Below are 14488 nucleotides of genomic sequence, written 5' to 3' on the forward strand. Positions count from 1 at the left end.
AAATCATAATTTTACTGCGGCCACCCCTCCTTCAAAAGGTGGGGAAACTTATCTGTCATATATTCAACACTTTATGAAACAATTTATTTTTTTCCTTCTGTTCCCTGTTGCTGCTTCAGCACAACTGCCAATAAAATACGTTGACCCCCTCATTGGCACTGGTCCCGCACGCACGGTTAGTGCTATGAAACACAGCGAATCTGCATCAGAAGACAAGGGTCAGAATTTCCCTGCTGTGGGCAGACCGTCTGGTATGACACAATGGACACCCGAGACCAGGACAACTGAAGATAAATGCGTTTCCCCGTATTACTATAACGACAAGTATATCACCGGTTTCCGCGGCAGTCACTGGATGAGCGGAAGCTGTACCCAGGATTATGGCAGCATCACACTCATGCCTTTTACAACAGCAAAACCCGACACTCTGAGCCGTAACCCCGTTTCAAAATTCAACCATAAAAATGAGATCTCCACTCCTGCTTATTACAGCCTGCTTCTTGATAATTCCGGCACACTTGCAGAACTGACCGGATCGGTACGTTCAGGAATGATACGATTCACCTTCAATGGTAAAGCTCCCGGGTATGTTCTTATAAGAATGAACAGCGATGAGAAAGTTGGAAAAGTCTGGTTCGATGAGGAGAACAATGAGATAAGAGGATATAATCCCGTGCACAGAATATACCAGGGTAAAGGAGAGTCGGCAGGATTCAGTGGATATTTTGTTATCAGATTTGATAAACCTTTTCAATCAATTTCACAGCTTCAGACCAACCAGCAGTTAGTAGTTGGTTTTAAATCTGAGAAGGTAATTAATGTCCGTATAGGTACATCATTTACCAGCATTGAAGCTGCAGCAAACAATCTTGACAAAGAGATCCCGGGCTGGGACTTTGAAACACTCCGTAAGAAAACAGAAGATGTATGGAATCAAACTCTTGGGAAAGTCCAGGTAAAGGGAGGAAGCGAGGAGGACTTGATCAAATTCTATACTGCATTGTACCATTGCTATCAGCTTCCCCGTATAGCCAGCGATATTGATGGCAGCTACCAGGGCTTTGCTCAGGATACGCTAATACATAAGGCAGTAGGATTTGATTATTACGACGATTTCTCGATGTGGGATACCTACAGGGCATTGCACCCGCTTATGACAATCCTCGAGCCTCAGAGGACTCTCGATATGGTTAAGTCTCTTGTATTTAAAGCCAGTCAGGGCGGATGGATGCCAATCTTCCCTGCATGGTCTAACTACACTGCAGCTATGATAGGCGACCATGTAAGTACAACAATTGCAGATGCATATATGAAGGGCATTAAGGATTTTGATACTGAGACTGCCTGGAATTATATGCGCCGGAATGCGTTTGAAACACCACCTGTTGCCGACTATAAGGATGGCAAAGGCCGCAGGGCACTGCAGAGCTATTTGAAATACGGATATATACCTCTCGAAGACAGTGTGTGGGATGCATTCCACCGCAGAGAACAGGTCTCGCGGACACTTGAGTATGCTTTCGACGACTATGCCCTTTCAAGATTCGCTGAAGCTCTGGGCAAAACAGAGGATCTGAGTACTCTGAAAAAGCGCTCGGAAAACTGGAGGAATGTTTTTGACAGTCAGACAGGATTTGTCAGAGGCCGCTATGCCGACGGAAAATGGATAGAGCCATTTGACCCGTATAAAAAAGCAAGCTTCATTTGTGAAGGAACCCCGTTTCAGTATACATGGTATGTTCCGCATGATATTCCCGGACTCATTCAGGCAATGGGTGGTAATGAAAATTTCATCTCAAAGCTTAATGAGTTCTTCGATAAAGGTCACTACTGGCATGGTAATGAGACAGATCACCAGGCAGCTTACATCTTTGCAATGGCGGGCAAGCCTGAGAAAACACAGGAATGGGTAAGTAAAATCATTGCTGAAGAATATGGAACCGGTCCGGGCGGATTAAGCGGCAATGAAGATGCCGGACAAATGTCGGCATGGCTGGTATTCTCAATGATGGGTTTATATCCTGTGTGCCCTGTTTCAAATCAGTATATTATCACAACTCCATCCTTTGACGAGGTTAAGATTCTTCTACCGGGCAATAAGATCTTCCTGATTAGTTCAGTTAAGAAAGAGGCTAACAGCAAATATATCAGGGTCATAACAAAAGATGGCGGCAGGTTTAATAACTGGTTTATCACTCATGAAGAGATTGTAAAAGGAAGCAGATTCACTTTTCAATTGGATTCAAGACCCCCTGTCAGATAAATCAATGTTCCTCCTTTTATGAGCCCCTAAATCCCCTAAAGGGGACTTTCAGAACCCCCTTTAGGGGGCAGGGGGCAACACAATAAAGAGAGAAACTAACCAAGGATCAGGCTCCCAACCTGAAATACTGTGAAGGACAGCAGCCAGGCAATAGATGTTGTATAGACTACTACAAATGCAGCCCATTTCCAGCTGCCTGACTCGCGTTTTATTGCTGCTACAACACTTACACATGGGAAATATGTCAGGATGAAAAGCATAAAAGAAAAGGCAATAAGTGGAGTGAAAAGAATTTTTCCATCAGGACTTTTCTGAGTCTGTATTTTTTCCACAAGTGATGTTTTGCCTGAATCATTATCAACCTGAAAAATGACTCCCAGGGTACTTACAACAACCTCTTTAGCTGCTAAACCTGAAAGAATACTCACACTTAGCCGCCAGTCAAATCCAAGGGGCTTCATAACCGGCTCAATTGAGCGTCCGATAATTCCCATAAATGACTGGCTCTGCTTCTCACCTTTTTGTTCGAGCAGTAGTTCATTAACAGATTCTGATTTCTGCTGAACTGATAATTCGCTCTTTTCTATCCTTGAAATTTCATCTGAAAAATCTTTTGAGTGCTGAATGTTCCTGGGAAAATTACTTAATATCCAGACTATTACAGAAGCGATCAATATAACTCCGCCAATCTTTTTAAAGTATAAACCGGTTCTGAATAATACATGTTTCAGTATACTTCTGACAGTTGGCACCCTGTATGGAGGAAGCTCCATTACAAAGGGGATCTCTGCTGATTTAAAGAAGACTCTCTTTAATAACAGAGCAGAAAGAATTGCGAAAATCATCCCGAGAACATACAGAAGGAATAACACTGTACCCTGATTTTTTGCAAAGAAAGCACTGATAAACAGGATATAAACCGGCAACCTGGCACTGCACGACATGAATGGTGTAATCAGCATTGTAATCATCCTGTCGCGCTTGCTCTCGATTATCCTTGTTGCCATTATAGCAGGAACATTACATCCGAATCCCATAAAAAGCGGAATGAATGACTTGCCATGCAGGCCGATCTTATGCATAATCTTATCCATTATGAAGACTGCCCTGGCCATATAACCGGTATCTTCCATGAATGAAATAAATAGAAACAGAATAATAATATTAGGAAGGAAGACCACTATACCACCTACGCCTCCTACAATACCTTCGACAAGAAAATCTCTTACTATTCCGGGATTAAGAATACCGGTTATGAATTCTGAGAGCAAACCGGTCCCAACCTCAAGCCAGTATTTGGGATAGCCTCCAAGTTTAAATGTAGCATAGAAGGTAAGCCACATAAAAAAGACAAAAATTGGAATACCTAAATACCTGTTTGTCAAATAATTATCAATAACCTTGGTCTTTCTTAACCTCTCAACTTTATTTAATTTAAGAGTCTCTTTCAAAGCCCCTGAAATAAACCCGTATCTAAGGTCGGTGATGACAGTCTCTACAGGGTCTGAAAAAAGCTTTTCGAGTTTAAGGTATTCCTTTCTGGCTGTCTGGATTATCTCCATGGAGTTTGTGCAGCGTGTTATGCTGTTGGAGAACTCCTTATCGTTTTCAAGTAATTCAATTGCAAGGTATCGGGCTGAGACAATATTTGTGAATACACGGTTCTCTTCGATCTTTATTTTTGACTGAATTGCGCAGATTGAATTCTCTATTTCTGTTCCATAGTTAATATGGATATGCCTTACAATTGGTTCCCTGTTCTCATAGACCTCAATTATTTTGTTAAAGAGATCCTTTATGCCTTTACCTTTTGAACTGACTGTTGGTATAATCGGGACCCCGAATAATTTTCCAAGCGAAACATAATCAAGCACATCGCCCTTCTTCTCCAGTTCATCGTACATATTAAGGGCGATTACCACCTGAATGCCCATGTCGATCAGCTGTGTTGTCAGATAGAGGTTTCGTTCGAGGTTGGAAGCATCTACAATATTTACAACTATATCAGGCTTATTATCAAAGATATAATTACGCAGATAGATCTCTTCAGGAGAATAGCTTTTAAGTGAATAAGTACCTGGCAAGTCTACAATAGAGAATGTATAACCTGATTGTTTATAACGTGCCTCCTTCGAGTCTACAGTAACACCGGCATAATTGCCAACCTTCTCCTTAGAGCCGGAAGCATAATTGAAAAGAGTTGTTTTGCCAGAATTTGGATTACCGACAAGAGCAATCTGTATATGCTTGCTTTTTTCGAGCCAGCCTGTGTTCTCGTCGTCGCTGAAAAGAACACCCCGGGATGCATTCAGATCTTTCGAATTGTTTCCCCTGTCGACCTCAATGAGTTGAGCCTCGCTGTTTCTCAGCGAGATATGATAACCCATTATCATATATTCAATCGGGTCGCGAAGTGGTGCTTTCTTTATAACGGAAACCTTCTTGCCAACGACAAATCCCATTTCTGATAATCGCTGTCTGAATTGTCCCCGCCCCTTGATCTTCAGAATAATCCCCTCTTCTCCCTCAGCAAGATCGTATAGTGTAGTCATCTGATATTCTCAATACTTAAACATAACCCCGGAAAACAGTTATTGTTCAATTCATTGGTACTTGGTACTGGGTACTGGGTACTAGGTACTGGGTTCTGAGCACCCAGCACCTAGCAACTAGCACCCAGCACCCAGCAACATTTTCAGTCAACTTTCACCTTAACCACAATCTTCTTAATCATCGTATTCTCACCGATTTTTAAACCCGGTCTGTGAATATCCGATGGAAAGAAAATAAAGAAGTTTTCCTGGGTAGCCTTGAAATGCTTACTCTCTTTAACTGTCATGAATTCAACCTCTTTAGCCGGATCATAAGGCACAGTAATTGAGTCCAATGCTGAATAGGGGGCGACGCTCATCTGCTCAACACCGATTATAACATACTGAATATCAATATATTTCTTATGAGCTTCAAATTTTGCATCTTCCTCATTCTTACTCAGATACTCACTTACAGGAGCAAAAACATTGTCCCCGTCAATTTCATATCTTTTTATCTCAAGCTTTGAGAGGTCGTTAGATTTAAGGAAGGTAAATGCCTTATCCCATCTCTCCCTGTTTTTGAAATAGGAAACAGCAAATTCTTTTCTGTTTATTGAACCGTCAGGAGTAATGTTCCATCCGTTTCGCCATTCACCTTTTTCGAACCATTTATCAATTTTTTCACTGCTCCAGGTAGCAGGATCTGTTGAACTTTTACAACCGAAAATTCCAAGAAAGCCAGTTATTACCATGATTTTTATAAATATGTTTTTCATAATGAAACGGTTAATTTCAGTATTAGAATTATGAATTTCAAAACTAGACAATAATTATTTCTAATCAAATAGAAAATAATTTAAGATTAGTCTGGCAAATCAGGTGTCATTTGCTGCGCTGTCATTTGCTTCGCGTCATTTGCGCTCCGCGCGTCATTTGGCTTTGCCGTCATTCGGTTGTCATTAATTGTCATTAATTGTTCTACTATCGAGTGACTATCGAATGACTATTGAAGGACAATTGAATGACTATTGAAGGACAATTGAATGACAATTGAATGACTATTGAATGACTATCGAATGACCATTATAAATAATTCTTCACCATAGCAATCAAGACATCTTTTTTGACAGGTTTTGAAATATAATCGTCGAAGCCTGAGGCGAGGATTTTATCCCTGTCTGATTCTAATACAAATGCTGTTTGTGCGATAACCGGCAACAAAGGGTTTCTTCTTTTAAGAATAGACGTTGCCTCATATCCATCCATGAGAGGCATCTTTATATCCATTATAACCAGATCGATACTATTATTTGACTTACATATTTCAACCGCCTCACTTCCATTAACTGCGTGAATAATTTTCAGGTTTAAATGAGAAAGCAGTTCGACTATCAACCTGAAATTATTTTCTTCATCTTCGGCCACCAACACAGTCTTGTTAGCTATACTATGCGGGATAATCCTCTTGTTGTTTTCAGCTTCATCTCTAACATATCCTTCTGCCCCTTTGCAGGGTATTGTAAAAAAGAAAGTTGATCCGTTCCCGGGTTCAGAAGAAAGCCAGATACTACCTCCAAGCAGCTCAATATAAGCCTTTGATATTGAAAGTCCCAGTCCGGTACCCTCATATTGACGGGATATAGTACTCTCTACCTGATAGAATCGCTCGAATATCTTAGAGAATTGATCTCCGCTAATTCCGATCCCTGAGTCTTGAACAAAAAATTCCAAATTATTTAAGTTGACTTTATAACCCATTACAATCCTGCCGCTATTAGTAAACTTTACAGCGTTACTAAGCAAGCTGGATAATACCTGCGTTAGTTTAGCTCCATCAGTTAAAACATTTGCCTCGCTATCGTTTAAACCGTGGGAAACCAGGAATTCCAGATTCTTTTGTTCTGTACCGGGAAGGAACTGATTGTAAAGATTTCTTATAACAGAATTCAGGTTGACTATTTTAGTATTTAGCTTAAGGATCCCCGCTTCAATATTTGAAATTTCAATAATGTCAGTTACTATCGAAAGAAGGTGATTACTGCTCTTTGTAATAATATCGATGTATGATGTCTGAGAATCCTTATCCAGATCAGGTTCATTAAGCATCGATGTGAATCCTATTATGGCATTCATAGGGGTCCTTATCTCATGAGAAATGTTATGAAGAAACGCTGTCTTCAGCCTGTCGCTCTCTTCAGCTTTCTCTTTAGACTTAATTAGTTCATATTCAGCTTTTTTACGATCTGAAATATCTCTGCATACTATAATTAACGATAAAGGATTTCCTTCTTTATCCAGCAAAGGTGACGATGAGATTTCACCCCAGAACAGTGAATCATCAAACCGTCTTAATTTATATTCACGGGTTTCAGGTGCGATATTTCCCTTCATAATTTCCAAAACACGTTCCATTATAGCATTCTTAGAATCCGGTGCAAGCCATCTGAGAATAGATGTATTTGTTACATTTTCACCCGCAGGAATCCCGAAGATTTCATAGGCTTTCTTCGAACCATATGCAACATTTCCTTCAAGGTTGGTTATAATTATTCCGTCAGGTGAGATATCCACCAGCGTCCTGTAATAAGCCTCAGACTCGATTATTTTCTGTTCCATGATCTTTCGCTCGGTAATATCTATGAAGATTTCGAGCATCGCTTTTTTACCCCGGAATAAAATACCTGTATGACTTATATTGAAGATTTTATTACCCAGCACACCTTTTGATTCATAATTTTCTGTCTTGCCTATCTTAATTCCCTTAAATAACGGGCAATCAGTACACTGTCTCTTATCGTCGCGGTAAAGTTCCCAGCATTTATTTCCAATTGCTTTATTGCCAAACAATTGATGAAAGTTAGCGCTCTGAAACAAAACAGTTCCGTTCTCATCAACTATATCCATTCCAAACGGGATAGTGGTGAGTAATGAATTATTAAATTCATAACTCTCCTTTAGTGCCTTCTCAGATATATTTCTTGCCGTAACATCCTGAACCGTAGATATCATTAAGTTCTGTTCATAAAGCGGGATATTGATTGCTGTAACATATTTCAGTTCTCCGTTTCGTGTTGTAATTTCGATATCCTCCCACCTCATTTTTAATGGATCGCTGGAAGTTATATCTTTAATAGTTCTCTCGCGCATTTTCTCTCTTTGTACAGAATCTACATATACAATGTCGAAAAATTCACCTACAGATTTTAAACTACCCCTCGGAACTCCATAAATCTCCTCAAACCTGCTTCCTACGTAAACTATTGAACCATCATCTATTTTGTTAACTGCAAATCCTATTGGTGAATTCTCCAGAATTTTTTCAATGAATTCCTGTTTTTTCACTATTTCCAGTTCAGCATTCTTTCTGTCAGTAATATCCCTAAAAACACCAAATGTACCTGTAAGCAGGTTATTTTTTGAAAATTGGGGGGTTGCAGTAATAAGCAATGTTCTCTGCTCTCCGTTAGGACGGATAATATCAATCTCGTATGTGGATTTTTTATCTTTGGTTCTTTTCCGTGTCTCCCGCTTAATTACAGGTATGTATTCAGGTTTCACAAAATCCAGCAGATTGCGGTTAAGCAGGCCTCCCTTTTCCACACCCAGCATCTCCTCAGCAGCCGGATTGGCGAAAACAAACTTTTCCTCAAGATCAACAATTCCAACTCCTTCTCCCTGGTTTTCAATAAGAAGCCTGTACTTTTCCTCACTCGTTTTAAGTTTCTGCTCAGATCTTCTGCTTTGGATGGTTGTGGCGGCTAACCGTGCAAATGCAATCAAAACTTCTTTTCTGGGTGCAACGGTACCTTTTTTAAAACCGAGCATAGTAGTCCCAAAAAATTCTCCTCCAATCACGTTAGCAATCGCATAGAAACGATCGATACCTGTAACTTTTTTTATTACTTTATCCGTAATATCTGACACCTGTCCAAATGAAAGTTCTTTTAAAGAATCTGCTACAGCAAAGTATTCCCGCAGGATAAAATCAATTTTTTCCTCCGGTACAGGAATCAGAGACTCAAAATACTTCAGTCCTAAAGAATTTGATACCTTATTAATCACTTCCTGATTAGTCTCTATGTGTCTGATCTGAATAGCCTTCTTCTCGGGTAAATAGTCAAGTGAAACGACAATAAAAGCTTCAGAAAACTCTTTAATCTTTTTAGCAAGGAACTCATTGATATTATCTGTCAGCGAAAGCTGAGTGAGTTCGAAAGCAAGTGTATTGAGAAAACTAAGTTCCCTGTTCTTGGCTTCAAGTTCCTGTTCAGCTAACTTACGATTAGTAATATCGTGACCGATCCCGACTAATCCCTCACATTTACCATTTGCGTTAAACAATGGATATTGCGTAGTAGTCAGATACCTGATTTCACCGTTACTGTTAACGAACTCTTCAATTTTATCAATCTTTGGTATACCAGTCTTAACAACACTCATGCTGTCAGAATAGAAACGGTTACCAGTCTCCCCCGGATAGATTTCCAAATCTGTTTTACCAATAAGATCCTCTTCTGACTTACATCCGGTAATTTCCACGTCGGCCCTGTTAGCAATTATTTTCCTGCATTCACTGTCAAAAACATAAATGGTATCAGGAATATTATCAATAAGAGTTCTTAACAAATTGCGTTCAGACTGTAGATTTTCTTCTGTTTTTTTACGCACAGCCATCTCTTCTTTCAGGTCTTCCATGAGGTTCATAATAGCCTGCCTGTTCCTGGTTATCTTATCCAAAGAAAGAATCAGTTTGTTCTCTGCTTTTTTCCTGTCGGCAAGCTCAATTTCAAGGGCTGCAGTACGGTCAAGAACCATGTCTTCAAGCCGTTGCTTCTCTTCACTTTTTAAATCCTCAGATTCCCTGATCCTTAATATTAACTTGATCTGTGCCTTAAGTTCTGATCCATCTACCGGACTACGCAGGAATGCCTGGACTCCTGCCTCAAGTGCGTATGCTCTGCTCTTCTTATCAGAATTGTCTGATATTAACATTATTATAGGGATATGCCTCAGGCTTTCATTTGACTTAAGTCTTGAACAGACCTCAAATCCATTCAATCCAGGCATAGAGATGTCGAGCAGGATAACATCAGGGTATTCCTTTTGGCAAATCTCCAATCCCTGCAAGCTAGAATTGGCCGACAAATACAATGCATCAGGAAAAGCCTCATACAACAAATTCCTGAGTTCACTAAGATTATCCATACTATCATCAATAGCAAGGATTTTTACATGTCGTTTTTCCATAAATCAATAATTCGGTTATAGGAAAATGGGCAAATCTATAATATCTCTATCAAGCGCCTGTTACCATTTGCCTTATTCTACAATTTTATACTTCTCTTTCTGACCCATTTTTTTAAGCAATGAATTCACTTCCTGCTTTAATTCAATCATTTTAAGTTCTCTTCCTACTGTAAGATCATTGAACTGTTCAAGCTCCTCTATTTTTTGTTTTAAAGCAGTCTCTGATTTTTTCTGTTCGGTAATATCTATAGTGAAACCGGCAAGATATGTGGGCATTCCATGTACCTTAATCGGGAACTTTAATGTCTCATAAATTCTTCCATTCAGCTCTTCCACCACACTTACAGGCACATTATTTTTCAATACGGTGAGGTCATCATGAATCATCGTTTTTGCTAGCTCTTCAGGAAATATTTCGAACATACTTCTTCCAATCACCTCATTTACCGGGCGTCCGATCATTTTTTCATAATTGGAACTGAGTCTGATGGGACGGGCTTCATGGTCCTTAAAGAAAAAAAACACCGGACAATAATCCATGAAAGCTGTAAAAATCTGCTCGCTCCTTCTCAGTTCACTCTCAATTTTTAATTTTTCCTTTACTATCTCTCTTTTTTTCAAGGCCTGATTCAAAGCTGAAGCAAGGCGGGACAGGTTTTGCTTGATAACATAATCATCGGCACCAGCTTTCATTAATTCAACAGCTATCTCCTCATTGATAGAGCCGGTAACAAGGATAAATGGTACTTCAGGGGCCATTTCATTCTTCAGTAAAAGAGCAGTCATACCATCGAATTGTGGCAATGAATAATCAGATATTATCAAATCAGGTTCAAATGACTTAAGTGCTGAAATGTATTCTTCTTTATTCTCAACAAGCTTCTTACTGAAATTTACCTTGCTCCTTGATAGTTCTGTCCAGATCATCTCGGCATCTGCAAGTACGTCTTCAAGAAACAGAATTTTGATTGAATCTTTCATATAAATACCATTTATACATTAATAAATTCTATGTCATTCGGCTTCGCCGTCATTCGATTGTCATTTGATGGTCATTTATTGTCTTTCAATTGAATGATATCTTATTTAAGCGGCTGATTAACAAGCAACCAGTATAAACCCAGGCTGCTCATGGCACTGACAAACTTGTCGAAGTCAACAGGTTTTACAACATAACTGTTTACCCCCAGCTCATAAGCTTCCTTCATATCTGGTTCTTCACGTGATGATGTCACTACGACAATCGGGATATGCGATATTCGCTTATCGGATTTTACAAGTCGCAATACTTCAAGTCCGCTAACTTTTGGAAGTTTTAGATCGAGCAGAACAACCTTGGGAGGATTCTGAAAATTTCTGCTTTCAAACTTCCCTCTGCAGAAGAAGAAGTCTAGAGCCTCCTCCCCATCCTCTGCAACATAAACATTATTGGCAAGATTGTTTTTCTTCAATGCCCTAAGAGTAAGTTCAGCATCACGGGGATCATCCTCAACGATTAAAATTTCGATAGCATTCATATCTGTCATTTTTCTATAATTATTTGTTAACCACTTAATTTGCTTCTCTCAATTTACAGTCATTTGCCCTTCGGGCGTCATCCACTAATCTGTCTCAGGTTATCAAACATTTGAATGACTACTTAATGACTGTTATATATTCTTTATAGCCGGCAACGAGAAAAAGAAAGTGGCTCCTTTACCAACTTCTCCTTCAGCCCAGACTTTTCCACCATGACGGTGAATTATCCGCTGAACAATTGCCAGGCCAACTCCGTTACCCTCGAATTCTTTGGTACTATGAAGACGCTGAAATACCCCAAACAGTTTATTTGAGTATTTCATGTCAAAACCCACACCATTATCCCTCACATAGTAAGCCTGGCTATCCTTTGACTGCTCCCATCCAAAATAAATTGAAGGCTTATCATTTTTAGAACTGTACTTTATTGCATTCGATAACAAGTTGGTAATGACCTGCTTTATGGCTGTGGAATCACCATAAGCTGAAGGTAGTTTATCCACTTTAATGTTGATCCGAAGCAAGTCTTCAGGACTAACAACTTCACTTAAAACAGCTTTAACCATTTTCGTCATATCAATTTTTGAGGAATTGATCTCCGACCTTCCTACCCTAGAAAATGAAAGCAGGTCATCGATGAGCTGTCCCATGTGAACTGCACTATTTTCAATTATTTCACAGATTCTTTTTCCTTCATCATCAAGAGTATCCTTATAATCTTCCTTGAGTATCCTCGTATAGCTATGGACTGCCCTTAGCGGAGCTCTTAAATCATGTGAGACAGAATAACTGAATGCTTCCAGCTCTTTATTTGCTGAATTAAGCTGCGAGGTCCGCTGATAAACTTTTTTTTCGAGATTCTCGTTTAGCGCTATTATCTCCTGTTCCGCAATTCTCCTTGCAGTTATATCGTTTATAATTGCAAACAAAAGTTTTTTACCTTCATCATTATAAATCTGCAAAAATACCTCAACAGGGTAATCGGTACCATTCTTCCTTCTGTGACTTGTTTCGAATACCAAGACTTGCTTCTCAAAAGAGAGTAATGGCTTCAGCATTTCCCTGAATGTTTCTTCAGAAATAAATGGTTTAATATCGATGGGGGTCATAACCCTCATCTCGTCAATTGAGTATCCAATATTTAAAAGAGCTCCCCGGTTTACATATTCGAATATTAATGTCTCAGAGTCGAAAATATATATTTCATTCGAACTTTTATCTATTATATCAAGGAGCCGGAATCGCTCGCGTTCAAGCTGAATACGCTCGGTTATATCGCTTATCGTTGTTATAAAAAACTGGGGATTACCGGAATTATCTCTCTGTAGATATGTTGTTATATCTGTAAAGATGATCTTACCACTCTTATGAAGGTAGCGTTTATCCCATCTTGCCCATTCTGCCTTACCTGAAATGAGAGTTTCGACAATCTCTTCAGTTCTGGGTATATCATCAGGGTAACTAATCTCTTTCCAATTCTTAGACCTTAATTCATCTTCAGTATAACCAAGAATTTTGCAAAATGATTTATTAACATTTATCGTACCGTCTATACCTGTCATTGATTTGCCAACGGGGGAGTGTTCAAAAAGATTTCTGAATTTTTCCTCACTCTCCCTTAGGGCCAGTTCCGCCCTTTTTCTCTCTGTAATGTTCCGTGCAAAAGCTGTAGCTCCTACTATTTCATTGTTTTCATTTCTTATCGGATTATAAAACGACTCAAAGTAGCTCCGTTCTGATTCCCCATATTCCTGAACAGTAATAAGTGATTCACCATTCATGGCACGGCTATAGTTTTCTATTGCATTTTTTTTATCATCCTCCCCTACCATGCATTCGAGAAGATTCATCCCTGTTTCCACATCAGTTCCATAGGCAGATTTCATTACTGCTTTATGATTGTTATTAAATGACAGATAATTAAAATCCTTATCTATTGCAAGGATTATCATGTCTACAGGACTTTCAAGAGTGGCCTTAAGTATTAGCTGTGTTTCCTTAAGATTATCCTCTGTATTTTTACGTGCAGTAATATCATCAATCATAGCAAGAAAATACAGGAACTTTTTTTCAGGGTCTCTTATAGCACTAATGTTGACGGATCCCCATACTGTCTTACCGTTTTTAGTTAAATATCTCTTTTCAGTCTGATAAAATGGAATATTTCCTTCATATAGGTTTTTTACCGATTCAATATCCCTTGAAATATAATCGGGGTGGGTAAAATCCCTGAAAGTCATAGAGGAGAGTTCTTTATCGGTAAAACCTGTAAAACGGCAGAACGCTTCATTAACATCAATGAAACTAAAATTTTTATCTACTAACGCCATACTTATCTTGCCATCTTCGAAAACTCTCCGGAACTTTTCCTCACTTTCACGCAGAGCCAGTTCAGATTCCCTGAGATAAGCTTCTGCCAGTTTTCTTTTTTCAATTTCATCAGTCAGATCCTCAATCAGGTTAATTGAAGCACTTCTCGACTCTTCCAGATCCCTGAGATTGGTTTCAACCTCCCTTAACTTACTGATTGAAACCTCCTCAAATAAGTCTCTGTCCTTCTCAAGTTTTTGTTCAAATTCCAAGCGTTCAATTATTATTGCAAGCATCTGAACCGAATTATTTATCAGAACACGATGTACATCATTATCAGTCTGGAGTAAGGTTGTACCAATAACTCCAAAGGATGACTTTCCAGTCCTGATTTCAAAGAATTCTGACCCTTCTGGACTATCTGCCGAATAATTGAACTTTACAGGCTTAAATATCTCATCCATACCCTCAACAAAAAGCAGAATTATCTTCTCTTTGTCATGTAGCTGCGACAGATTAAATGTTAAAAGAAACAGATCAGATGCCAGATTCATTTTCATGATTATTGTCGTTTGCTTAACGCTATATATTGTTATTTGCTTCTCAACAAATGCGC

General features: G+C 39.1%; 7 protein-coding genes. 1 reads left to right on the plus strand and 6 read right to left on the minus strand.

The genetic code is table 11. From position 1 onward, the window contains the following. Positions 1-73: 73 nt before the first annotated feature. Positions 74-2263 (plus strand): GH92 family glycosyl hydrolase, encoded by a 2190-nt coding sequence (locus tag IPJ16_13235; GenBank protein ID MBK7628135.1) that lies wholly within the window; start codon positions 74-76, stop codon positions 2261-2263. Positions 2264-2358: 95 nt separating this feature from the next. On the opposite strand, the gene feoB is transcribed toward IPJ16_13235, so the two are convergent. The 6 genes from feoB to IPJ16_13265 form a co-directional block, all read right to left on the minus strand. Further along, a complete protein-coding gene (feoB, locus tag IPJ16_13240) occupies positions 2359-4815 on the minus strand; it encodes a ferrous iron transport protein B (GenBank protein MBK7628136.1) in 2457 nt (818 codons plus the stop codon). Between the two features lie 143 nt (positions 4816-4958). Continuing rightward, positions 4959-5573, minus strand: coding sequence for a YhcH/YjgK/YiaL family protein (locus tag IPJ16_13245; protein MBK7628137.1), 615 nt, complete (start codon positions 5571-5573; stop codon positions 4959-4961). Between the two features lie 307 nt (positions 5574-5880). Next, the gene (locus IPJ16_13250; protein MBK7628138.1) at positions 5881-10044 is read right to left on the minus strand and encodes a PAS domain S-box protein; all 4164 of its coding nucleotides are present in this window, start codon (positions 10042-10044) and stop codon (positions 5881-5883) included. A 72-nt stretch (positions 10045-10116) separates the two neighbouring features. Then, the gene (locus IPJ16_13255; GenBank protein MBK7628139.1) at positions 10117-11025 is read right to left on the minus strand and encodes a response regulator; all 909 of its coding nucleotides are present in this window, start codon (positions 11023-11025) and stop codon (positions 10117-10119) included. Positions 11026-11126: 101 nt separating this feature from the next. After that, positions 11127-11570 carry a response regulator gene (locus IPJ16_13260; protein ID MBK7628140.1) on the minus strand — a complete coding sequence of 148 codons (444 nt, stop codon included), beginning with the start codon at positions 11568-11570 and terminating at the stop codon, positions 11127-11129. Positions 11571-11693: 123 nt separating this feature from the next. Further along, positions 11694-14432, minus strand: a complete 2739-nt coding sequence (locus IPJ16_13265) for a PAS domain S-box protein (GenBank protein MBK7628141.1) — start codon at positions 14430-14432, stop codon at positions 11694-11696. Positions 14433-14488: the final 56 nt, after the last annotated feature.

The organism is Bacteroidales bacterium, assembly GCA_016709865.1.
Classification (GTDB): domain Bacteria; phylum Bacteroidota; class Bacteroidia; order Bacteroidales; family VadinHA17; genus LD21.